General features: G+C 56.3%; 21 protein-coding genes. All 21 read right to left on the reverse strand.

The annotated features are described in order from the left end of the window. Positions 1-34 precede the first annotated feature (34 nt). Entirely contained in the window at positions 35-1,366 is a 1,332-nt protein-coding gene (locus B5M42_RS18835) for a polysaccharide pyruvyl transferase family protein (protein ID WP_134751680.1), read from the reverse strand. Continuing rightward, complete coding sequence (locus B5M42_RS18840; protein WP_167689771.1) at positions 1,342-3,393, reverse strand: DUF5693 family protein; 2,052 nt, start codon at positions 3,391-3,393, stop codon at positions 1,342-1,344. Before B5M42_RS18840 ends, B5M42_RS18835 begins: the two co-directional genes overlap by 25 nt. A gap of 155 nt (positions 3,394-3,548) precedes the next feature. After that, positions 3,549-5,243 (reverse strand): phospho-sugar mutase, encoded by a 1,695-nt coding sequence (locus B5M42_RS18845; RefSeq protein ID WP_134751678.1) that lies wholly within the window; start codon positions 5,241-5,243, stop codon positions 3,549-3,551. A gap of 29 nt (positions 5,244-5,272) precedes the next feature. Continuing rightward, positions 5,273-5,701 (reverse strand): 3-hydroxyacyl-ACP dehydratase FabZ, encoded by a 429-nt coding sequence (gene fabZ, locus B5M42_RS18850; RefSeq protein ID WP_134751676.1) that lies wholly within the window; start codon positions 5,699-5,701, stop codon positions 5,273-5,275. Positions 5,702-5,875: 174 nt separating this feature from the next. Further along, entirely contained in the window at positions 5,876-6,385 is a 510-nt protein-coding gene (locus B5M42_RS18855) for a CDP-alcohol phosphatidyltransferase family protein (RefSeq protein ID WP_230633008.1), read from the reverse strand. A gap of 100 nt (positions 6,386-6,485) precedes the next feature. After that, positions 6,486-6,728: a DNA-directed RNA polymerase subunit beta gene (locus tag B5M42_RS25765; RefSeq protein ID WP_134751674.1), complete on the reverse strand. Its 243-nt coding sequence runs from the start codon at positions 6,726-6,728 to the stop codon at positions 6,486-6,488. 27 nt (positions 6,729-6,755) lie between these two features. Further along, on the reverse strand, positions 6,756-7,616 hold the full coding sequence (locus B5M42_RS18860) for a flagellar hook-basal body protein (RefSeq protein WP_134751672.1): 861 nt from the start codon (positions 7,614-7,616) through the stop codon (positions 6,756-6,758). A gap of 11 nt (positions 7,617-7,627) precedes the next feature. Next, positions 7,628-8,527 carry a flagellar hook-basal body protein gene (locus tag B5M42_RS18865; RefSeq protein WP_134751671.1) on the reverse strand — a complete coding sequence of 300 codons (900 nt, stop codon included), beginning with the start codon at positions 8,525-8,527 and terminating at the stop codon, positions 7,628-7,630. A 13-nt stretch (positions 8,528-8,540) separates the two neighbouring features. Then, a complete protein-coding gene (gene mreB, locus B5M42_RS18870) occupies positions 8,541-9,542 on the reverse strand; it encodes a rod shape-determining protein (RefSeq protein ID WP_134751670.1) in 1,002 nt (333 codons plus the stop codon). Between the two features lie 165 nt (positions 9,543-9,707). Continuing rightward, entirely contained in the window at positions 9,708-9,998 is a 291-nt protein-coding gene (spoIIID, locus tag B5M42_RS18875) for a sporulation transcriptional regulator SpoIIID (RefSeq protein ID WP_134751669.1), read from the reverse strand. 159 nt (positions 9,999-10,157) lie between these two features. Continuing rightward, positions 10,158-10,901, reverse strand: a complete 744-nt coding sequence (locus B5M42_RS18880) for a M23 family metallopeptidase (protein ID WP_134751668.1) — start codon at positions 10,899-10,901, stop codon at positions 10,158-10,160. Between the two features lie 83 nt (positions 10,902-10,984). Beyond that, complete coding sequence (spoIID, locus tag B5M42_RS18885) at positions 10,985-12,034, reverse strand: stage II sporulation protein D (protein WP_134751666.1); 1,050 nt, start codon at positions 12,032-12,034, stop codon at positions 10,985-10,987. A 128-nt stretch (positions 12,035-12,162) separates the two neighbouring features. Further along, complete coding sequence (gene murA, locus B5M42_RS18890) at positions 12,163-13,482, reverse strand: UDP-N-acetylglucosamine 1-carboxyvinyltransferase (RefSeq protein WP_134751880.1); 1,320 nt, start codon at positions 13,480-13,482, stop codon at positions 12,163-12,165. Between the two features lie 234 nt (positions 13,483-13,716). Beyond that, positions 13,717-13,968 carry a DUF1146 family protein gene (locus tag B5M42_RS18895; protein ID WP_134751664.1) on the reverse strand — a complete coding sequence of 84 codons (252 nt, stop codon included), beginning with the start codon at positions 13,966-13,968 and terminating at the stop codon, positions 13,717-13,719. A gap of 22 nt (positions 13,969-13,990) precedes the next feature. Next, entirely contained in the window at positions 13,991-16,507 is a 2,517-nt protein-coding gene (locus B5M42_RS18900) for a S8 family peptidase (RefSeq protein WP_167689767.1), read from the reverse strand. Between the two features lie 170 nt (positions 16,508-16,677). Then, the gene (locus B5M42_RS18905; protein WP_134751662.1) at positions 16,678-18,189 is read right to left on the reverse strand and encodes an NADH-quinone oxidoreductase subunit N; all 1,512 of its coding nucleotides are present in this window, start codon (positions 18,187-18,189) and stop codon (positions 16,678-16,680) included. Positions 18,190-18,193: 4 nt separating this feature from the next. Further along, positions 18,194-19,822, reverse strand: a complete 1,629-nt coding sequence (locus B5M42_RS18910) for a complex I subunit 4 family protein (protein ID WP_134751659.1) — start codon at positions 19,820-19,822, stop codon at positions 18,194-18,196. Continuing rightward, positions 19,812-21,689 carry an NADH-quinone oxidoreductase subunit L gene (gene nuoL / locus B5M42_RS18915; RefSeq protein WP_134751657.1) on the reverse strand — a complete coding sequence of 626 codons (1,878 nt, stop codon included), beginning with the start codon at positions 21,687-21,689 and terminating at the stop codon, positions 19,812-19,814. The genes B5M42_RS18910 and nuoL overlap by 11 nt, the downstream gene beginning before the upstream one ends. A gap of 14 nt (positions 21,690-21,703) precedes the next feature. Next, positions 21,704-22,015 carry an NADH-quinone oxidoreductase subunit NuoK gene (gene nuoK, locus B5M42_RS18920; RefSeq protein WP_134751654.1) on the reverse strand — a complete coding sequence of 104 codons (312 nt, stop codon included), beginning with the start codon at positions 22,013-22,015 and terminating at the stop codon, positions 21,704-21,706. Between the two features lie 2 nt (positions 22,016-22,017). Next, positions 22,018-22,548 carry an NADH-quinone oxidoreductase subunit J gene (locus B5M42_RS18925; RefSeq protein ID WP_134751651.1) on the reverse strand — a complete coding sequence of 177 codons (531 nt, stop codon included), beginning with the start codon at positions 22,546-22,548 and terminating at the stop codon, positions 22,018-22,020. Between the two features lies 1 nt (position 22,549). After that, entirely contained in the window at positions 22,550-22,993 is a 444-nt protein-coding gene (nuoI, locus tag B5M42_RS18930; RefSeq protein WP_134751648.1) for an NADH-quinone oxidoreductase subunit NuoI, read from the reverse strand. Between the last annotated feature and the right edge of the window lie 20 nt (positions 22,994-23,013).

The following is a 23,013-nucleotide window of genomic DNA, read 5'->3' on the forward strand; positions in this document are numbered from 1 at the left end:
TTAGACGTTGAATGGTAGTGATTGGTTGCGCCATTCAGCGCCGATTTGTCTGATTTTCTCGAAAAAAAGCAGCAATGCGCTGCGCGGGGCGCTGGGCCTCGGCCTTCAGCGCCTCGATGGCGGCGCGCTTCTCCGCCGCCCACGCCTCCCGGCCGTCCAGCAAGCGGACGGCCTCGGCCGCGCAAGCGGCGGCATCGAACCGGGCGGTCGATGCCGCCGCTTGCATCCCGAGCCTATGGAGGAACTGGTCGATCTTCGGATCGTACGAGATACCCACCATAGGCACGTATTGCGAGGCTGCATAAATGAGCGCATGCAGCCTCATGCCGATAAGCAGGTCGCACGCGGCCACCTGCTCGAGCATGTCCTGCGGGTGGACGACGCCTGGCGTCAGCTCCACCCGCGCTGCGCGATCGCCGCCAGGGGCGGCGCCGGACGCGGATGCGGACGCGCCGGTGAGCCGGGCGATCACATACTGCGACGCCTCCTCGTCCGACGGGAGGTGGAACGGCAGGAAGCGCAGCCGCACGTCGGAACGTGCGTCCAGCAGCGCTTCCAGAGCCTGCGCGAGCGCGTCGAGCTCCGAGCGATCGCGGTTCCAGAAGCGGACGGACACGCCGACCGTCCGCCAGGCCGGGCCGCCGACACGCTTTGCGTCGGCGGCGGTATACGCCGGCGTCGCAGCGTCAGCCGCGCCGGCGTCAGCCAGCGGCGCCGACGCTGCGTCGCCGTCCGATGCGCCGCCGCGCCCCCCGTGCGCGGCGTTTGCTGCGCCGGACGCGGATGCAGACGCGCCGGCGGCTGGCCCGACCCCGCCCGAGTCTGCCGCGCGCAGCGGCAGGCCCATGACCGGGTCGGGCACAACGTCGATGCGCTCGCGCGGCAGGCGCATCGAGGCCAGCAGGTCCGCGGACTCCGTATCGCGGACCGAGAGGTACCGGCAGCGCCGGAACACGGCGCGAATCCAGCCGTCAAAGAAACGGCGATTCACCGGGCCGATCCCTTGCGAATACACGAAGGTCGGCTTGCCCAGCCATTGCGCCAGCTTCAGCACCGCCAAGTAGTACGGGATCGTCTTGGCGCTTGTCGCGTCCTGCAGCAAGCTGCCGCCGCCGCTGATCAGCCCGTCGCTGCTGCGCAGCGCACGCAGCACCTCTGCGGGCCTCATCCGGTGGCACGCCTCGACGCCGTACATCGCGGCAGTACGCTGCGGATTGCCGGAGAGCACAATTGGCTCGATCCGCATGCCCTGCTCCTCGCCCTGCTGGCGCAGCGCCAGCAGGATTGATTGCAGCACAGCCTCGTCGCCGCTGTTGTCAAAACCGTAATAACCGGATAGTACTAGGCGTCGAACCGGGGCGTCCATTTTTTCCAGCTCCTTACGAGAATTTCCCAAACGGCGATCAGCACAAGACCGATCAGAATACCGAAGATCAAGCCATAGCTGATCCGAATAGCCGAAATGTGCAGCGGCGTATGCAGATGGGCAAAGGTATCGACAAGCGAAAGCTGCCCGATGACGCCAACAATCAGCAGGTACACAGCATTTCTATACCGTACGCACAAGTATCCGGCAAGCAGGAACAGCGGATGCGCCAGCAAAAATTCCTTGGTCCGCGGCCGCACGCCCAGCGTATTTTCCAGGAAGGAACGGAACAGCTTCTCAAAGGTGGAGGCCTGCCCTTCATTGCCGGTTCGCGTCAAATAGTAGAACAGCGCTCCCGCCGCAACAGCAGCAACCACCAGCCAAAATACGCGAATGTGCGCGCTGAGAAGACGCCTGATCCGCTCCAGCTTCTCCCGATGCGTCAAGTTTTCGCTGAACAGCAGCAAGTAAAGAGCGACGATTGCAATCGGCGCCAGATGCAGCAGGCTGACGCCGCGGAACTGCTGCAGCACCAGCATGTAGCTGATATGATTGAGCAGCCCGACGACATACACAATGCCGATCGCCGAAATCGCCGAGGTGCGAATCAGCAGCCACAGGCTGAAGCCGATCCGCGATTTGGCCGCCGCAGCTCGTCCTGTACGCACCGTGCGCACAGCCAGCATTACGGCCAGACTTGGCGCGCAGATGGCCGTAGCCAGCGCCAGTCCTTGCGCATACAAATTGGCGCTGAGCGCATGCAAGCCGATAGCTCCGACGAGACCGATGACGAACAAAGCAAGCGCCGTACCCGGGAAGAAGGCGGCGACGGTCAGCACGATCAGGGCCACACCCCCGAGCAGCACGAACACGCGGGCTACTTTTTGCCACCCGGAATCGTCGAACGCAAAAGCTTGCGCCTGTCCGGTCGTGAACCCGACCTTCTCGATGCGCGGGATCGCACCGTCCTTGCCGTTCAAGCTGTCGAGCAGCGGCCGAATTGGATCGACAAGCGTACCCTTATCCACACTTCGGGCCAGCTTCCCGTTCAGGAAGATGATACGAATATTGCGGTCCTTCACAGCCAGCACAAAGCGATCGGCCACGCCCTGCACACGGGACTCCAGCTCCTCTTTGGAAACGGGCTCGGTCAGCTTTTCTCCGTCCTTTTCGGTAAACGAATGCAAACGTACTATATTATAGTTGGTTTCCTTCGCCAGCGTACTCAGACCTTTTTGCGGCTCTTTCGAAAGCTCGATGGTTGCAAGCCCGATGCCGTATTTATTCAGCAGCTTGGCCATCTTTTTCAAATTCACTTCCGGTGTTTCGTCAGTAAAGCCCGGCATGGCATCGCCGTCGGCCACGATCCGCTCCACGCCGACAGCGTGCAGCTTGCTTAGCAGTTGGTCCATCGTCGTGCTGGAGTAAGGTCTGCGGTTAGTTAAACGCGCGATAATATGGAACCCTTGATCATGCAGCTGATTCAAGGTGATCGGATCGGGGTCCATCGGCTTGATCGCGGCCTCGTCCGGACTCATACGGATCTGCAGCCCGGGCCGATCCTTCAAGCTCCACGTTGCCGTCTCTACCTTCAGGTCGGCAAATGTTTTTTCTATTAACGGCTGCAGCTGCTTTTGCGTCTCCGTATCGGCAAAAAGCACGTAGGTGTAGTTCTCTCCAGGCTGCGGCAGCTTCTGCGCGAACATGGCGGCATCACGCGAGTTATACACGTCGATTCTGCGGCTCGTCTTCAATTCGTTCAGCGTCGCTTCATAAACCGCCAGCGATTGCACGCCGGCCGCCTTCAGCGCCTTTAATTGATTGGCGATAAATCCTTGCGGATCCGCTTGAAGATCGGACATGTCGACCAGATCACGATAATCAAAAACGAACTCGACTTGATTGGCCGACGTTTCGGTCTCATGTCTCGCGTACACCAGCGGCAGCGAGCTCAACAGGCCCGCTACGACCAGCCACCACAGCACCTTGCGCAACAGATGATTCCCTTTTCCATACCATTGGACCAATTTGTTTCACTCCTGTTCTCATCCTCATACATTCGAAAACCTCTTCAGATCACACCGCGGCCAAGCCGCACGCCGAAGGAAACCGCAAACGGCTCCCTCCATTAGACGCACTGTCGGCCACTTTGTTCTAAAGAGGTTCTCTGCTTTCTATGCGATCATCCGTCGATGCGGCTCATGACATCCTGTACAATCCCGTTCAGCCGCTCGGACGCTTGCGCGCCGGATGTTCCCTGGACAGCAAAATAAAATTTGATTTTGGGCTCGGTGCCCGATGGACGCAGGCAGAACCAGGAGCCGTCCTCCAGCTTGAACTTGAGCACATTCTCCTTCGGCAAGCCGTTGATGCCGGCGGCATAGTCTTCCACGCCCTGCACGTTGATGCCGTGGATCGCTTCCGGTGGATGGGTACGCCACGCTTCCATCATACGACCGATCTGCTCGACGCCATCTTTGCCTTTGAGCGTCCGCGATTCCAGCTTTTCCAGAAAATAACCAAACGATGCATACAGCTCCTGCAGAACATCGTATAAGGTTTTACCCTGCTGCTTGTAGTACGCGGCCGCTTCGCAAATGAGCATCGCTGCGATGACGGCGTCTTTGTCGCGCGCGTAGCTGCCAGCCAGATAACCATAGCTTTCTTCGTAACCGAATAAGAAGGTACGCTCGCCGGTTTTTTCGAAAGCCGTCATTTTCTCGCCTATGTATTTGAAGCCTGTCAGCGTATCCAGCGTATCTACGCCGTAATGACGGGCAATGACAGCGCCCATTTCGCTGGTTACAATCGTCTTGATGATCACGCCATTATCCGGCAGCGCGCCGCGCTCCTTCATGCTGGAGAGCAAGTAATTGACGATGATGGCACCCGACTGGTTGCCCGTCAGAACAAAATAATCCCCTGAAGGGTCCTTGACCACAGCTCCCATCCGATCGGCGTCGGGATCCGTACCGACAATGATATCGGCGTCCCAAGCTTTCGCTTGAGCGATGGCCAACGTGAACGCTTCCCGCTCCTCCGGATTCGGCGATTTCACGGTCGAGAATTGCGAGTCCGGCTGCTCCTGCTCAGCTACCACGCGAACCTGCGTGAAGCCAACCGTCTCCAGAACACGGCGCACCGGCATGTTACCGGAACCGTGTAGCGGCGTGAAGACGATGCGGAAATCGTCGCGAATCTGGCGAATGACGTCCGGATTCTGGCTGACGGCGGCTACCGCGGCAATGTAACGGGCGTCGATGTCCTCGCCCAGCCACGCCAGCAGCCCCTGCGCCTCCGCGTCCTCGCGGGTCAAACGCTTCACTTTATCAAACGAATCGGCCTGCTGTACCAGCTCAATGACCCTCTCAGCGAATTCAGGAACAAGCTGGCCGCCGTCTGCGCCGTATACTTTATAACCGTTATATTCAGGAGGGTTGTGGCTCGCGGTTACGACCACGCCGGCCGTCGCCTTCAAATCTCTTACGGCATACGACAGCTCTGGCGTTGGGCGCAAAGCCTCGAATACATATGCCTTGATGCCGTTGCCGGCAAAAACAAGCGCCGCTTCCAATGCAAACTCCGGCGACATGTTGCGCGAGTCATAGGCAATGACGATTGACGGATTCACGGTTCCCGTCTGCCGTACAAAGTCCGCCAAGCCTTGGCTTGCCCGACCTACGGTGTAGACGTTAATGCGGTTGGTGCCTGCGCCGATCACTCCGCGCAAGCCGCCGGTTCCGAATTCCAAATCCTTGTAAAAGCGATCTTCAATCTCCTTGGCGTCATGGCTGATGGAGCGAAGCTCGTCTTTCGTCGCGCTGTCGACGGCAGGGTCGTCCAGCCATAATTGATATTGGGTTTGCACTCGCGTCATATCCGTAAGTTCCACTCCTTCATCTCGTCTTATTTATTGGCAATAGCGAACATAAGCTCGCCTTCGACAACTACCCGTTCTCCTACCTTCGCTACAGCTTGACCTTTCACAATCGTCCCTTTCAGGCGCGTAATGGTCATTTCCAGCGTCAATGTATCTCCAGGAACAACCTGGCCGCGGAAACGAACGCCGTCAATGCCGGCGAACAAGCCGATTTTTCCTTTATAGTCATCCAACGTCAGGACGGCAACTGCGCCTACCTGAGCCAGCGCTTCCACGATCAGCACGCCGGGCATTACCGGATATCCGGGAAAATGACCGGGAAAAAATGGCTCGTTCATCGTGACGTTTTTGATTCCGACGGCGCGAACCCCCGGCTCCACCTCCAAAATGCGGTCCACCAGCAAAAACGGCGGACGATGCGGAATAATTTCCTGAATCTGATTAATATCCAGCAACCTGCTCGTCTCCTTTCGATGCTTGCATAAAACACAAGGCAACAACTTACAATATGATTATCCCCTTCACGGCTGCAGCAGTGAAGGTTGATATAAGAGGAGCTTATGGACGAGCCTGCCGCATGCAGACCGTCTGTAGGCTCTTTCTCCTGAATACCCGGTTCGTCGCGGCGTTCAATCTCTCTTGTTGAGGATGGCGAATTGAACAATATAAATCAGGGTTGCGATCATCGAAATGCCGATAACGCCCCATAAGTAGGGCAGCGCCAACGGCGCCTTGAACACAATCAATAGAATCGCTATGTAAAAAAGCACCGTCGTCAGCTTGCCGAGCATATTGGCCGGCACTGTCAGCTTACCGCGAAAATGAAAAAAAGCGGAGCCGGCAATCATCCCCGCATCCCGGGCAAAAATCGCCGCAGCCGCCTGCCACGGAATCATGTGCGACAGCAGCAGCGACAGGATCACGACAATCATCATCGCCTTATCAGCCAACGGATCGAGCATGGAGCCAACTACAGTCACTTGCCCTCGCCTACGGGCGATGTAACCGTCGAGAATATCCGTCAATCCGGCAAGCAAAAGCACCAGGAAAGCAACCTTGATATAGCCGTAAAAGAAAACAACCGAATAAACCGGAATCAGGATAAACCTGCTGATTGTTAGCATGTTCGGTATATTCAAGCGCTGCCCTTCCCCCTTACAAGCATGCCGATTTTCTAAGTTTATCCTCCGTCCATTATACCTTTCCTTTTTCAAAAATAAAACTCCCTCGCGGGAGTCCTCAATTCGCAAAAACCAGATCGTACAGGTGCTTCCAGGTGCTCCACCGGAAAATTTCGGACGAAGGCTGGTGGCCCAGCTTGCTGTATCCGATCCATAAACCGATGAAGACGGCGAGCACGCTCAGAACGGGAACGCGAATCCATCTTATAATCGCTATCACAATGCGAGCCCAGCGGGGTTTCTGCCGTTTGGGCGGTTTCTTGGCTTTGGGTTGTTGCGATCTGGCTGGTGTTTCCGACATCGGGCCTGTCCCTCTCTTTCCTAACCGTTAGCCACGCAAGTTATTGGCCAAGTTCATCATGGTGTCCGAAGAGGTGATTGCCCGGGAGTTTAATTGAAACGCTTTTTGCACCATGACCAACTCCGTCATTTCATCGGCAAGCTGTACGTTCGACTGCTCCAGATAACCCTGCATCACTTCGACCCGGTCCGCTGCATTGGCTGCGGTACCGTTGACGTTCTGGAGAATTCCGTCGATGTTCGTGACACCGGCTGGCAGCGAATACAGATTGTCGCCAACCTCCCGCAGCAATTGCGGGCGAACGACGCGAACGAGCTTGATTTGGCCGACGTTAATCGGCGGCTGGTTATGATCAATTTCATTGTAAGCTAAAATCCGGCCGTCCGGATCAATCGCCGGGCGATAGTTCTTCGGCAGACGAATCGGATTACCGTCCGTACCTGCGAGAAAGTGGCCGTCCTCCGTCGTCATGACCATATTGCCGGTGGTATCCGGACTCAGATGAAAGGCTCCATTGCGCGTCCACGCCGGTTGCTGAACGGGGTTTCCGTTGGCGTCAACCGTGTTGACCGTCACTTCAAACAACCCGTCGCCCTGAATCGCCAAGTCGGTCTGGTTGCCTGTGGCCTGAACCGGGCCTTGGGCCATATTCGTCTGGATTTGCACCAGCTTCGCTCCCCAGCCCTGGTTAAAGCCCAGCGGCGACATCCGGCCCTGCTGGCGGAAGCCCTCCGGCTGACCCTTCACGTTCGTCAGCACGTCTTCAAAAGAAGCTTCCTTCTTCTTGAAGCCGGTGGTGTTGGCGTTGGCGATATTGTTCGCCAGAATATCGAGCTTCTGCTGTAAGCTCTGCATCGAGACCGACGAGTTAATCATGGAATTGTTCATGGGAACCTCCTTTAGATGCGGCCTACATCGTTCACGGCTTTGTCCATGCTTTTATCGTAAAATTGAATGACCTTCTGATTGGCTTCATACGCGCGCAGCGCCGACATCATGTCGACCATCGATTGCGCCGGATCGACGTTGGAGCGCTCGATGAAGCCTTGGCGCACTTCAACCTGATCGCCTGGCTGCACAGCCGTCACGCGGCCTTCATCGCCCGGGTTGATCCGGTACAAGCCGTTGCCCTCGCGCAGCAGCAGGTTCGGATCGTCTACGCGCGACAGCAGGAGACCGATTGGCTGACCAGCTGCATTCAGCATGGGCCTGCCATCTCCATTGATGAAATCTCCCGAGTTAGTAACCTGGAAAGAACGAATCGGCAGTCCGGAATTCGGATCGACCAGCACGATGGGCTGTCCGTCGCGTCCGAGCACCAGATTGCCGTCGGCATTAACCAGCTGGCCGCTGGGATCGACCGTAAACTTGCCGTTCAGGGAATACCGCTGCTCGCCTGCCGCATTCTGAACAGTGAACAACGCCTGCGGCTGGAAGGTGCGCTCGCCGTCCGCATTGACGTATTTGCCCGTCTCGTCAAAGGTAATGCCTGCCACCTGAATATTGGATACAAGCGCGAAGTCGTAAGGGTTCTGCGTTTCCTGGAGATCCCCCTGCGCGTGCAGAGCGATATTCTCTTCCGCGAACACCCCGGTCGTCAGCCTGCCGATCGGCGTCACCGGAGCGCTGTTCTCACCGGCGCGGATACGCTCAATCAGCATTTCCGGGAAGGAGCGGGACAAGGAATTGCCCTGCTTGAAGCCCGGCGAATTGATGTTGGCGATATTGTTCGTAATTGTATCGTGTCTGCGCTGCTCGGCAATCATCCCGGAGGCTGCGGTATAGAGTCCTCTTAACATGTCCTCATCACTCCTATACGAACTTGCGTTTGGTTACCTTGTCCAGGTTGTCCAACATAATACCCGTACCTTTCACTACGCAATGCATCGGATCTTCGGCAATCAAAACCGGCACTTTCAGCTCATCGGCCAGCAACTGATCCAGACCGTGCAGCAGCGCCCCGCCGCCTGTCAGAATCACGCCTCTGTCGATAATGTCCGCCGACAGCTCCGGCGGCGTGCGCTCCAGCACACTTTTGGCCGAGGTGACGATCGACGCCACCGGGTCCCACAGCGCTTCCTGAATCTCGCTGGAATGAATCGTAATCGTGAGCGGCAGTCCCGATACCATATCTCTGCCGCGAATATCCATCTCTTCGTTCCGTCCGTGAGGATACACCGTTCCGATCTTGATCTTGATATCCTCGCTTGTCCGTTCGCCGATCAGCAGCTTGTACTTGTTCTTGATGTACTTCGTAATCGCGATATCGAACTTGTCCCCTGCGATTTTAATAGAAGAGGAGGTGACGATGTCGCCCATGGACAACACCGCCACATCCGTCGTACCGCCGCCGATATCGATCACCATGTTCCCGCTAGGCTGGAAAATATCCATGCCGGCGCCAATGGCCGCAGCCTTAGGCTCCTCTTCCAGAAATACTTCCCGGGCTCCGCTGCGCTCGGCCGCTTCACGAATCGCCTTTTGCTCGACCGAGGTAATGTTGGTAGGAGCGCAAATGAGAATGCGCGGATGCGAATACCACTGTTTGCCTCCTACCTTGGCAATAAAATGCTTCAGCATCATTTCCGTTATCTCGAAATCAGCGATAACGCCGTCCTTCAACGGGCGGGTGGCGATAATATTGCCGGGGGTGCGCCCTACCATCCGGCGAGCTTCCTCGCCCACTTTGAGCACGCGCTTTGTATCGCTTTCAATCGCCACCACAGAGGGCTCATCGAGCACGACCCCGCGCCCTTTAACGTGAATCAGCACATTCGCCGTGCCCAGATCGATTCCAATGTCCTTGCTAAACATGTGATTGTAATCCTCCCTAAACCAACCGTCCATCCCGTGAAGAACTGGCGCTCATATATATAGTTCTAATTATAAGCTAAATTCGCTGTAAATGCATGAATTCCTTTTTTTTAATTGAAAATTCGACATGACCAGTTATAGCCAGCCGGCAGACGGCGGGAGGCATCAGGACTTGATGGGAACCAGCTCTCCGGAAGGCTTCGAATGTCTTGTTTTCCGGTACTTGATTTTTGTTGCTTCTCCTCCGCGAAGATGACGAATGGATTTGTGGTACTCCAGAATGTGCTTGACCTGGTTGGCCAGGTCCGGGTTGATTTCCGGCAGTCTTTCCGTCAAATCCTTGTGCACCGTGCTTTTGGAAACGCCGAATTCCTTCGCAATCGTGCGAACCGTGTTCTTGGTCTCAACGATGCAAGTTCCAATCTTAATGGTTCGCTCTTTGATGTAATCGTGCACTCCCCTCGCCTCCCTACTCGAGATAGTTTGGTACATTATATGAGGGGTAAGACTAGATATTCTACGTAGCCAAGCTCGGCGCCCCGAATTCGTACATTTATTTTCAAAAACAGCAAAAAAGCAGCGGGTTTGCCCCTCTGCTTTCGCGTTTTCTTCGTTTTACTGCTTGTTATCGTTCAGCAGCGTTTCCGGGTTGACCGCAGCGCCGTCGGCGCCTTGACGAACCTCGAAGTGCAGGTGTACGCCTTCTTCCCGCTCCAGCTCGTTGCGGCCGGCTTTGGCCAGCACGTCGCCCTGTTTCACATCGGCGCCCTTGGTCACCTGAACGTCGGACAAGCTTTGATACACCGACACCAGACCGTTGCTATGCGTCACTTCAACCAAATAGCCGACGACCGGATTCTGCTCGACAGCGGTCACTTTACCGCTCAAAGAAGCAACAACGTCAAACGTCTGGCCGTCTTTGGCCTTCAGGTCCATACCTACGTGCGGGGACAGCGTGTCGCCGTATTCAATCATCGCCGCTTGGCGAGCTTCAGCGGAAGCGTTGCTGTCGTAGAACGGCAGGGAAACGCTGACGGCATTCTTGTCCTTAACCGGCCATTGCATCGTCTCGGCAGGAGCAGTTACAGCAAGCGCGTTGTCGGGAGCCTTCGTGGTCGTATCGGTGGCGACGGCATTGTTCGTAACCTTGAGGCCCAGGTCTTGCTCGCTGACCTTTTTGCTGCCGGCGTCCTGATAGACCCACATTAAGGTTAAGATAATTGCCGCTGCTGCCATATACGTTGCTGGAAATACCCACTTTTTAGCAAGCAACCTCTTCCATGCCGATGGGACGTTTTGCGCTCCTTGTGCAGTTTTAGGAGCCTCTTCTTTCGAAAAACCTTGTTTTTGATCATTCATGGTTATCACCTCAACAACCATTCTTGACACATTTCAAGGTTTTATACTTAGGCCGACATATTTTTAATAGACCCCCGGAAGAGTCATTTTGGGCTTACAAAATCAGCAGCTTTCCCGATCTGAATCCCCGTGTAATAATACTTCACGATGTCCTCGGCCTTGCGGCCCTCTTTGGCCATCCCGTTCGCTCCCCACTGGCTGAGCCCGACGCCATGCCCGTAACCGTAGGTTGTGAATTCAAGCTCCGTTGCACTCTTCCATGCCCATGTAAACTGCGAGGAGGGTAGCCCGAGCTTCTCGCGAACATCCCGGCCGGTGAACGTTTTGCCGCCGATCCGGATACTCTTGATCCGATGCCCGGCCGACCACTCCAGAACCTTGATGCCGGTCGCCTTGGCGGCTGAGGGCGCAATGGCGCTAACGCCAAGCTTCTGCAGCGCTGTCTTGTAGCCGATCGTCGTCGTTTCCTTGAAGCGGGGCGACAGCTTGGCATCCCACGGACTGGGTACGCTGCGTAAGTAGGGAATCTGATCCGGCCAGTAGTCCTCCGAATTTTCCGTATATCCATTGCTGGTCGAAAAAAAAGTCGCATTAATCGGTTTGCCGTCGTATAGCAAAATCTGATCCTTCGTCTCTGCAACCGCCTTCCGCAGCTTGGCCATATTGACCGTGTAGGCGGCTGCGCCCCAGCGCTCCCGCAGGTCGGCATCCGTCGCAAACGCCTGATGCGCCACCGTATCGGTCACCAGCGCGCCGTTGACCGGCACATTACTGGCATCGCCCTCCAGAATCCGCCTCACGATATAGGTTCGCGATGCCAGCGCTTGCGCCTTCAGCGCCTCGGGCTCAAATTCGATCGGCATCTCGGCGGCCACGACGCCTTCGACATAAGCTTCCAGCGGAATTTGCTCCGTCGTCTGCAGCTTGGACAAAAAAACCGGGACGAGCGGGCCTTGTCCGCTCTGCGATAAAACGGCGGCACCTAACCGGGAAGCGTCCCCCGCCGCGGGAGCCGGGGCATCCCGTTTGACGAGCAGCGCCGGCACGCCAAGCGTCACCGTCAGCATCGAGGCCAGGCACACGGCCAGCCAGAGCAGTACACGTGCGGGGCGAGCCCATTTCTTTTTGCGCATAGTCTAGTGCCTCCATAAGTATGTCTCCTAGCAGATGGTCCGTTTACACTTCATCTTATGAGAGGCAATGCTAGATTAGAACACGAAGAAAGCCGATCCCTGATGGAATCGGCTGAAAGCTCAGGCACTCAAGCCAGAGTCGGTTGTACGGTAAAAAATCCAAGCTGCGGTTCTTCTTCCTCCACGCTTTGCGGGACGGCGCGGCGAATATCCGCTCCCAATCCGCGCAACACTTCGGCAATTTCCACGTAGCCCCGGTCGATGTGATGGACGCCGGAAATTTCCGTCTCGCCCTCGGCGGCCAATGCGGCCAGAATAAGCGCTGCTCCGGCACGCAGATCTGTGGCGGTCACCTTGGCACCGCTCAGCTTGGCATTGCCGCTGACGATGGCTGTGCGGCCCTCGACTTTAATTTGCGCGTTCATGTTGGAAAATTCTTCGACGTGCATGAACCGATTCTCGAACACCGTCTCGGTCACAAGACTCGTGCCGTCGGCTACCAGCAGAAGCGCCATCATCTGCGACTGCATATCGGTCGGGAAGCCCGGGTAAGGCAGGGTTTTGACATCTACCGCACGCAACGGCTTATCCGCCAGCACGCGAATGCCGTTCTCGTCCTCTTCTATCACGACGCCCATTTCCTGCATTTTGGAAATGACAGGCCGCAAGTGATCGCCGATCGCTCCCTCTACGTACAATTCGCTGCCGGTAATGGCCGCTGCAATCATATATGTACCTGCTTCAACCCGGTCTGGAATTACCGTATGTACAACACCGCGCAGCTTCTCTACGCCTTCGATGCGAATGACGCCCGTTCCCGCTCCGCGGACGACAGCGCCCATCGCGTTCAAATAATTGGCCAAGTCGACGATTTCCGGCTCCTTGGCGGCATTCTCGATGGTGGTGGTGCCTTCGGCCAGCGCCGCAGCCATCATGATATTCTCGGTCGCGCCTACGCTGGCGACATCGAGGTAGATTTTGGCGCCTTTCAGACGCCCGCTGGATTTGGCTTCGATATAGCCTTGGCCGAGCTCGATTTCCGCTCCCATCGCTTCAAAGCCCTTCAAATGCTGATCAATGGGGCGGGTACCGATTGCGCAGCCCCCCGGCAGCGAAATCCGCGCCTGACCCAAGCGGGCGAGCAGCGGACCCATGACGAGGAAAGACGCCCTCATTTTGCGTACCAATTCGTAGGAAGCCTCGCAAGTAGCAATCTCCTGCGCGCGAACCCGGATCACCTGATTGCGGTACTCGACAGCGACGCCCAGGCTCTCGAGCACTTTATTGATTACCAGCACGTCGTCCAGAGGCGGCGCGTCGTGAATGACGCTCTCTCCTTCGGACGCCAGCAGGGAAGCGGCGATAATGGGCAGCACCGCATTTTTCGCACCGTTTATTTTCACCTTGCCTGCTAATTTTCGGCCACCGCGGACGATAATTTTGCTCATCATGGTCCCTCCGCGAACTTTATTTTGGATAATACCGTTTGGATTGTTGTCATGAGCCAGCACAATTTCACATTTCCTAAGTTTATCATTACACCCTATATTGGACAACTGTGTTCTTTTGGCAGATTTACACTTTTACACAGCCATCTATAGGATTCGCAGCCGTTTTGCTTTTTTGAACCGTTGTACTATCCATTGTTGACAAGAAAAGGACGCATTATTCGAAAAAGTTGGCTAAAACATCTGGTGGAGCCCCAGTGAAAAGCCGAGATACTGGATGAAAAAGCTGGCTACCAGATGCCCTAGAGCAATGGACAGCAAAATTTGCAGCATTTTGGCGGGCGCGCTTTTCGGCCGCTTGAGCAGCACGTCGAAGCGAAATTCCTGCAGCGACCACCAAGCTAAGGCGATACAAAGCAGATAGATGGCGATATTGGCGATGGCCATCAGCGAGGCCGATGGGCCCAGCAGGTTCAAATCGGTCATACGAGTCTTCTACTCCTCTTGATTATCGATGCAGCACCTTGGTCAGCAGCGTGACGAATTCGGCCCGGCTGGCCTGTGCGTCCGGCCGGAAGGTGCCGTCCGGGTAACCGCTAATCCAGCCGTCGGCAAACATTTGCTTGACGATGCCTATGCCCCAGTAGCCGTCGCCGATGTCGGTGAAGGGCGAGTTGCCGCGTTTTTTGCCGGACATGTTCATGCTCTTGGCCAGCAGCTGCGTCATTTCCATCCGCGTCAGCGGACGATCCGGCTGGAAACGCCCGTCCGGGTAGCCGCTGACAAGACCGGCTTGCTGGGCTTTGGCAATATAGGCATAAGCCCAGTGGCTTGCCGGCAGATCGGAATAGCTGATCGCCTTTTCTTTGGTGAGCTGGAGCCCGCGCACAAGCGCCGTAATGGCCTCGGCCCGCGTAATCGGCCGCTCCGGCGCAAAGCGGTAATTGCCGTAGCCGCTCAAGACGCCGCGGCTGGTCAGATCGACAATCGAGGCTTCCGCCCAATGGCCGTCGATATCGATGAAGCCTCCAACCAGCGAAGGTGCGTCAGTCTGCAGCCGGTACATCTGATTCAGGAACCATTTATCCGTCTGTAGCTTGATGAAATAGGTGCCGGACGGCAGGGGCTTTTCCACATAAAGCGAGGTCTGGCCGGAGCCGTTCTTGAAGACGCCCTGCTCCTTCAAGCTGCTGTCGTACAGCGTCGCAGTCAGCGTGCGGGCTACCGGAATGTTCGTCAGACTGATTTGCGCCAGACTGTCGCGCCCCAGACGGAACTGGAACCAGTCCGTATCGTCGTTGGTGTGGAACAATCCTTCGTAAGCAGACGAAAGGCCCATAAATGTAGACTGATAGGACTTGTCATTTGGTTCATTCGGATCGACCAATTTGGGCGTATATTCAATGCTTAATATATATTCACCCGTTACAGGCTCAATGTAATCCTTAATATTGCTGACACGGATATAATAATCGCCCGGCAGCACTTCCATGAGCGAGCTGATCTCCAATGCGCCGTCGCCGCCCTGATCAATGGTGATGGACTTCTCGCCCTTCTTTTGAATCAATAAAACAGGGTCGATGCGTCCCGTATCCACCGTACATTTGATGCGCAGCGTACCTGACTGGGCAAGCGGGAGCATAAACCAGTCCTGGTCGTTCGGCTTGTCAAACGTGCCGCGCACGGTTTGCGAGCGGTCGGGCAGGACAAAGGCCTGATATTGCTTATCGTTATCCTCGAACGGGTCGCGGTAGATTTCGAACGACGTGCGCAGCGCATAATCGAGCCTCGCTGCGCGCGTGCGGTCGGTTGTGGTCAACTGAATATAGTTGCGCCCCTTGCGCACACGGAACGAAATCGGCGATTTGCCGTCGGTGCGGTAAAAGACGCCTGCATCGTTGCGTACCGTCACGGAAGCTCCCTGCTGAGGCGTCAAGTGCAGCACGAGCGTTCCCTCGTAAGGAGCGTCGATGGCAAACCAATCCTGATCCTGCGCCGAGCTAAGCGACGCGTGAACGGACGTGCTGACCGACAGCTTGGCTGCTTGATTCTGCGAATTATTCGGCTCAAAGCGGTCCTCGCTCAGCGCCGTCGTCAGGGCACGATCCACGCGCAGCAAGCCGGCTCCGGTGTGCGCGTCCCAGCCCGGCGTGCCGAGGTCCTCGGCCGTCTGCAGCAGCATATCCCGCACCTGATAAGGCGTCAGGCCGGGATATTTGCCCCAGACGAGCGCGGCCGCGGCCGCAACCTGCGGCGCCGACATCGAGCTGCCGTCCTTGTATTCGTAACCGCCGCCCAGCGCGGTGGTGAATACCTCCCACGGGGCCACCAAATCCAGCTCCGGGCCGAAGTTGGAGCGGTAGTCCGGCGTCTTGTCGTCCGAGACGCCGCCAACGCCAAGCACCGTCGGATAAGCCGCCGGATATTTGACGCTGCTGCCTTCGTTACCGACGGCGGCTACGAGCAGTACGCCGTGATCCTCGGCGTACTGCACCGTCTGGGCCAGCGCGCTGGTGTTTTTGTTCAGCCCCAAAGAAAGCACGACAATTCGCGCCCCATGATCAACCGCGTAACGAATCCCTTCGCCCAGCTTCGCCTCACCGCCAGTGCCGTCGGCCTCCAGCGCTTTGATGGGCATAATTCTGGCATTCGGTGCCATGCCGGCAATGCCTTTATCGTTATTCACTACGGCTGCGATAATGCCCGCCACGTTCGTACCGTGCCCGTTGTCATCGAGAGGCTTCGCCCCGGGCTCCAGCAGGTTGACGCCTTCTACTAGATTAGCGGCCAGGTCGGGATGAGTCAGGTCTACGCCGGTATCGACAACGGCGACAATTAACGGCTGCGACGTATCGCCTGCCGCTGCCCATGCTTCAGGCAGGTGTATCATATCCAAATAGCTTTGCTTGACGCGCATCGGGTCGGTAGACACCGGGAAAGCCGCTGCCGCATGGGGAGCGATGCCCAATGCCTCCAGACTCAGCGTCAACGCCGCTGTGACTAGTATGCCTTTAATGATTTTCATAAAACCAGGTCCTTCTGTGTACTTACGTGTTATTCGCTCTTTAAACATTCTGTACGCATGCCCCGTTTCCTGCCGGCCTTCGAAAAAAGCCGAAACCTGGAGGCGAAAAAAAACCTCTCCCCCACCTTTATGCGGGGAGAGGCTTCTCTATAAGAGTCTTTAGGCGTACCTTAGCGCACCAGCAAATCGCCGGCCAGCGAGAAAATATGCTCGATTCCTTTGAGGACAAGCTGCGGCATAAAGCCCAGCGCCAGCCCGATCAACGCACACAGCCAAGCCGTGATGCCCAGCGGAATCGACACTTTGACCTGAGCCGACTCGTAGTCGCTGCGCATGAACATTTGCCGAATGACGCCGAAATAGTAGTAGAACGATACGACGCTGGAGATGATCATGACCGCACCCAGCCAGTATTTGTGAGTCTCCATCGTGCCGAGGAGAATATACAGCTTACCGAAGAAGCCGCCCGATACGGGAATCCCCGCCAGCGACAGGACGATCAGCACCATCGCTACCGCCGTAAACGGCGCGCGGTAGTATAAGCCTGCATAGCCGTTCAGCTCGGTATGGCCCGCGGAGCGCTCGATGATCATCAATACCGCGAACGCCCCGATATTCATGAACAGATAGGCAATCAGGTAAAAGATGAATTCGGAAAAGTTGCTCGTATGCACGAGGCCGAAATACGTCGAAAGCGGCACGATCAGGTAACCGGCGTTGGCGATACCCGAGTAGGCCAACAGCCGCTTCATGTTCGTCTGCTTCAACGCAATGGCATTACCGGCGATCATGGCAATGGCCGCCATGACCTCAAGCGTCAGGAACACGTCCTTCTGGATCGAGCTGTTCTCAAAGGCGCTGAAAGCAAACAGCACATAGAAGACGCGGAACAGGATCGCAAAGCCCGCTGCCTTGGATACAACGGCCAGAAATGCGGAGACCGGCGTCGGCGCTCCCTGATACACGTCAGGGGCCCAGCTGTGGAACGGCGCCGCGGCAATCTTGAAGCCAAAGCCGGCGATCAACAGGAAGAACGCCATGTACACCAGCGGCTGATACGAGCCGATCGTGCCGGACAACGAACCGGCAATTTGCATCAGGTTCGTCGAGCCGGAGATGCCGTACAGGAACGACATGCCGTACAAGATGAGGGCTGAGGAAATACCGCCCATCACGATGTATTTGAACGCGCCTTCGTTGGACTGATGATGATGCTTTTTCATGGCTACCAGCAGGTAAGAAGTGATGCTCAGCAGCTCCAAGCCGACGAACAGCGTAATCAGGTCGCCCGAAGACGCCATGACCATGCCGCCCAGCACGGCCGGAAGCAGGAAATAGTAGTATTCACCGATATGCGGGATATCGTCTTCTTTCACGGAGCCCAAGCTCATGAAAATGACGAAGCCCGTTCCTGTCAGCAAAATCAGTTTCAGGATATTGCCGAAATCGTCCACCCGGTAGCTCTGATTCATCAACTGAATCGGCTCGGCCGGGTTCAACTGCAGCACGACGAACACGCCGGAAACGATGACGCCGACCAGCGCCAGCCAGCCGATCACTTTGCGACTGACGGACTTGGGCAAACTCAAATCCAGGAGCGACAGGATGATGGCGGCGGCAACGAGCGTAAGCTCAGGAAGCAGATGCGATAAATCGGCAACATGAAGTCGAAGCTGTTCCACCAGACTAACCCCCTATCTTCCCGGCGACGCTTTGAATCAGCTGATCAAAGCCGCCTATGGTTTGCTGCAACGGTTGGCTGAGCACGCTCGGGAATACGCCCAGCAGCAGAATAAACGCGACGAGCGCGATCATCGGCACGGCTTCAACGAGCCGGGCATCGCGCAGCGGCTGCCCCTGCAAGCGCTCCGGCATCGGACCGAAGGTGATGCCCATCACCCCGCGCAGCACGTACACGGCGGTCAAGATGATGCCGAGCGTGCCGACCGCGGTGTAGATGCGGTGCGTTTCGAACAGGCCGAGGAAGGCCATGAATTCGCTGATGAAGCCCGATAGGCCCGGCAAGCCGAGCGAGGCCATGCCGGCAATCAGCAGAATGCCGCTCATGAACGGCAGCGAGGAGGCCAGACCGCCCAGCCTGCTGAGCTCGGTCGTTTCGGTTCGCTCGTAGAAGCTGCCGACGAGCAGGAACATCAGCGCGGAAATCAGACCGTGCGAGACAAGTTGGAACACGGCGCCTTCCATGCCGGTGACATTAAAGGCAGCGAGGCCCAGCAAGACGATGCCCATATGACTGATACTGGAGTAGGCCAGCACCAGTTTGAAATCTTTTTGCACAAAAGCGAGTATGGCTCCGTACAAAATGTTAATGACGCCCAGCAGAGCCAACACCCACGCCCATTCCTTGGCCTCCGCCGGGAAGAACAGGATGCCGAAGCGGATCAGGCCGTAAGCGCCCATTTTCAGCAAAATGCCGGAGTGAATCATGACTACGGAAGGCGGCGCTTCCGTATGCACCTTGAGCATCCACGTATGGAACGGGAAGATCGGCAGCTTGATGCCGAACGCCACGAGCAGCATGATGAATACCGACCATTTCAGCGTGCTGGTCAGGTAGAACGGATTTTGCGGATTGGCTTGATTCGCGTAGGATTGCGGGTCCTGCAGGAGATTGTGCGCAATCGTCTGAATGTCGCCGCTGTAGTAGATCGTAAACTCCGTCTGCGACGGCACCTGATTAAAGCCCGCCGTGCTGACGAGAATCAGGAAAGCGATCAGCATGATCGCCGAACCGAGACCGTTGTAGATCAGGAAGCGGTTGGCCGCTTTTTCGCGATTCAGATAACCCCAGATGCCGATCAGGAAGAACATCGGAACGAGCGTCATCTCGAAGAATACGAAGAACAGGAACAGGTCCTGCGCCATGAATACACCGAAGATGCCGGTTTCGAGCAGCAGGAACAGGATGTAGAAGGTTTTCCAGCGTTTTTTGATATACACGGAAGCGAGTGCGGCCATCGTGCAGATCAGCGCCGTCAGGAAAACGAGCGGCAGCGACAAGCCGTCTACGGCCAGCGAATACTTGAATTCAAAAAAGTAGGACGTTAGCTGTTGGACGCTTTCTTTGTTCAACGGCACTTTAATCCAGCTGAGCTGCTCCTTGAATTGCAGCGGGTCCGCCTGATACTGATAGCTGGCATACAGCCAGCCGGCAAGCAGCAGCGGAATCAGCGTGGTGACGATGGCGATGGTTTTGATCAAGCTGCCTTTGTCCTTGCGGACGAACAGCAGCGCCAGCACGCCCAGAAGCGGGGAGAAGGCGATCAAGCTTAGAATCGGCAAATTATCCAACATGGATGAACCTCCTTCCCGCGATGGCCAGAGCCAGAATCAGCAAGCCGAGCAGCGTGACCAATCCGTAGGATTGCAGCTGACCGTTTTGCAGACGGGAGCCGATGCGGCCCAAACCGACTACGGCATACGTGAAAAGACGAACCAGGCCGTCCACGACATAAATGTCGAACAGCTCCAGCAGCAGCCCCAGTCCCTTCAGCGGCTTGACGAGGATACCGTTGTAAATCTCGTCGACCCAATATTTGCGGTTGAGCAGCGTGTAGAGCCACGGCGCTTTGCCAGAAATGAAATCGCGTGCGATCGATTGCTTAACGTACATCAGATAGCCCAGACCGATGCCCAATACGCCAACCAGCGTGGACAAGCCCATAACGGCCCAGTTCACGCTCTCTTCATGCTGCTCGCCGGTCAGCCAATGTCCGAACCAGGCGTTCATCGGCGTGTTCAGGAAGCCGGCACCGACAGCAAACACAGCAAGAATGATCAGCGGCACGGTCATGGAAGCCGGGGATTCGTGCGGCTCGTGTTTGGAACGTTTTTGACCGAGGAACGTAAGGAAGAACAGGCGCGACATGTAAAAAGCGGTGAAAAACGCCGCGATGACGCCGATCCAGAACAGGAACGGCTGCTTGTCGTACGCCTCGGCGAGAATCAGATCCTTGGACCAGAAGCCGGAGAACGGCGGAATGCCGGACAGGGCCAGCGCGCCGATGGCAAAGGTCCAGGTGGTGATTTTCATTTTACGGGCCAGACCGCCCATTTCGTTGATATCTTGTGTATGTACGGCATGGATCACGCTACCGGCGCCCAGGAAGAGCAGCGCTTTGAAGAACGCATGCGTGAACAGATGGAACATGCCCGACGCATACGATACGCCGAGGCCCAGCGCCATCATCATGTAGCCGAGCTGACTGACGGTCGAATACGCGAGAATCCGTTTGATGTCGTTCTGCGCCACGCCGATGGTGGCGGCGAAGATGGCGGTAAAGCCCCCGACGTAAGCAACGACGAGCAACGCGTCCGACGAAGCTTGGAAAATATCAAAGGTGCGCGCGACGAGGTACACGCCGGCCGCCACCATTGTCGCCGCGTGAATCAGGGCGCTGATTGGCGTCGGGCCTTCCATTGCGTCAGGCAGCCACGTATGCAGCGGGAACTGGCCGGATTTGCCCATCGCGCCGATGAAGATCAGGATCGCGATCCAGGTCACGATAGTCGGATCGATTTGGCCCGAGGTAAACGCGTTGTGAATCGAGCTGAAATCCAGTGAATGGCCGGGCATGTACCAGAACAGCAGCAGAATGCCGAGGAACAGGCCGACGTCGCCGATCCGGGTGACGATGAACGCTTTTTTCGCTGCCGCTCTCGCCTCGGGTTTGAAGTACCAAAAGCCGACGAGCAGGAACGAGCAGACGCCGACGAGCTCCCAGAAGATGTACAGCTCCAGCATGTTTTCCGAAATGACCAGACCGAGCATGGAGAACGAGAACAACGCGATGTAGCTGAAAAATACGTGAATGCGCTCATCGTCCTTCATGTAGCCTTTGGAGTAAATATTGACGAGCAAGCTGACCAGCGTGACGATGACCAGCATGAGCGCGTTAAGGTTGTTAACCTCGAAGCCCATGTTGAGCGTCCAATCGCCGATTTTCAGCCAGTCGAGCTTATCCCAGGTGTAATCCTCTACACCGCCCCCGAGCCGTTCTACAAAAATCAGCAGCGCCACGACAAACGAAGCCAGCATAGCGACGATACTGATGTAGATGCCCAGGTCCTTTAATTGACGTCCCATTGCCGTAAGCGCCAGAAAAGCGAGCAGCGGAAACAGCGGAATGAGCCATGCGTATTGCGAGTAATCCGATACCATTGCTTCTCAACCTCCTAGCGCTTCATGGAATCCATATCATTGACGTCGGTCGTGCCTTTGTTGCGGTACAGCGTGATGAGAATCGCAATGCCTACAGCCGCTTCGGCCGCAGCCACCGTAATATTGAAGAGCGAGAAAATCTGTCCGGTCAGCGCCGGATGGTCGCCCAGCTTGGAGAAAGCAATCAGATTGAGGTTAACGGCATTGAGCATCAGCTCGATCGAGAGCAGCACGATAACCCCGTTTTTCTTGGTCAATGCACCGTACAGGCCGATGCAAAACAAAATCGCCGCCAGTGTCAAATAAGGAGTGATAACTGTTCCCACCGCTACTCCTCCTCTCTCTTGGCGATCACAATTGCGCCGATAAACGCCACAGTCAACAGCACGGACATGATTTCAAAAGGAATGACGTGCTCGTTGTAGAGCAGCTTGCCGATTTCCATCGTATTGTCCTTGCTCGTATCCAGCGTGCCGGTTGCCGTGAACGTGCTTTGTTGAATCGCGTAAAATAACACGCCGAACAGGCCAAGCGCGCCGACAATCGCCAGCCCGTTATGCCAGGGGCGCTTGGGCTCCGCTTCCTCGCCTTGGCGATGCTTGGTCATCATAATGCCGAAAATCATCAGAATCGAGATGGCTCCGGCATAGATCAGCACCTGCACGAAAGCGACGAACTCGGCGTTCAGAATGACATACAGGCCGGCGAGGCTGATAAACGTCAGCGCTACGGACACGACCATATGAATGACCTTCGTGAAGCTGATCATAAAGATCGCTCCGCCGATGGCGAGCAGGGCGAAGACGAAAAACGCCCAATTCGTGCCGCTGGACAAAAAATTGCCGATTCCGCTGAACATGTTACTTGGCTCCCCCTTTCGGCATGGCGGAGTTGTTTTCCTTGCGGATATGCTGATTATTGTCGTTCAGCCATTGCAGGTTTTTGAACAAATCGTCCCGGCTGTAAGCGCTGAGCTCAAAATTGTTCGTCATGACAATCGCTTCCGTCGGACAAACCTCCGTGCACAAATCGCACAAGATGCAAATCTCGAAGTTGATGTCGTAGGTGTCGATGACCTTGCCTTTTTTCTCCGGGTCCGGATTGGCCTTGCCGGTCAGCGTGATGCATTCGGTCGGGCAGATCCGCGCGCACTGGTTGCAGACGATGCATTTCTCCGGGTCAAAATGTTGAATGCCACGAAAGCGATCCGGCATCTCGATCGGCACGTCTGGGTAGGCATAGGTCACTTTTTTCTGAGTCATGCTTTTGAGGGTTACCCCCAAGCCTTTGATTAAGCCCTTCACTTTACTTCACCCCATCGCGT

Origin of the sequence: Paenibacillus athensensis, from assembly GCF_004514475.2 — a bacterium.
Lineage (GTDB): Bacteria > Bacillota > Bacilli > Paenibacillales > NBRC-103111 > Paenibacillus_AL > Paenibacillus_AL athensensis.

What these genes read in the sequence shown, in the direction of transcription:
- B5M42_RS18860 (WP_134751672.1), bottom strand. Translation starts at nt 7,616, where the DNA reads ATGAACAATTCCATGATTAACTCGTCGGTCTCGATGCAGAGCTTACAG.
- B5M42_RS18880 (WP_134751668.1), bottom strand. Translation starts at nt 10,901, where the DNA reads ATGAATGATCAAAAACAAGGTTTTTCGAAAGAAGAGGCTCCTAAAACT.
- B5M42_RS25765 (WP_134751674.1), bottom strand. Translation starts at nt 6,728, where the DNA reads ATGTCGGAAACACCAGCCAGATCGCAACAACCCAAAGCCAAGAAACCG.
- B5M42_RS18900 (WP_167689767.1), bottom strand. Translation starts at nt 16,507, where the DNA reads ATGAAAATCATTAAAGGCATACTAGTCACAGCGGCGTTGACGCTGAGT.
- nuoL (WP_134751657.1), bottom strand. Translation starts at nt 21,689, where the DNA reads ATGGTATCGGATTACTCGCAATACGCATGGCTCATTCCGCTGTTTCCG.
- B5M42_RS18925 (WP_134751651.1), bottom strand. Translation starts at nt 22,548, where the DNA reads ATGTTCAGCGGAATCGGCAATTTTTTGTCCAGCGGCACGAATTGGGCG.
- B5M42_RS18865 (WP_134751671.1), bottom strand. Translation starts at nt 8,527, where the DNA reads ATGTTAAGAGGACTCTATACCGCAGCCTCCGGGATGATTGCCGAGCAG.
- spoIID (WP_134751666.1), bottom strand. Translation starts at nt 12,034, where the DNA reads ATGCGCAAAAAGAAATGGGCTCGCCCCGCACGTGTACTGCTCTGGCTG.
- B5M42_RS18845 (WP_134751678.1), bottom strand. Translation starts at nt 5,243, where the DNA reads ATGACGCGAGTGCAAACCCAATATCAATTATGGCTGGACGACCCTGCC.
- mreB (WP_134751670.1), bottom strand. Translation starts at nt 9,542, where the DNA reads ATGTTTAGCAAGGACATTGGAATCGATCTGGGCACGGCGAATGTGCTG.
- murA (WP_134751880.1), bottom strand. Translation starts at nt 13,482, where the DNA reads ATGAGCAAAATTATCGTCCGCGGTGGCCGAAAATTAGCAGGCAAGGTG.
- B5M42_RS18895 (WP_134751664.1), bottom strand. Translation starts at nt 13,968, where the DNA reads ATGACCGATTTGAACCTGCTGGGCCCATCGGCCTCGCTGATGGCCATC.
- B5M42_RS18835 (WP_134751680.1), bottom strand. Translation starts at nt 1,366, where the DNA reads ATGGACGCCCCGGTTCGACGCCTAGTACTATCCGGTTATTACGGTTTT.
- B5M42_RS18910 (WP_134751659.1), bottom strand. Translation starts at nt 19,822, where the DNA reads ATGTTGGATAATTTGCCGATTCTAAGCTTGATCGCCTTCTCCCCGCTT.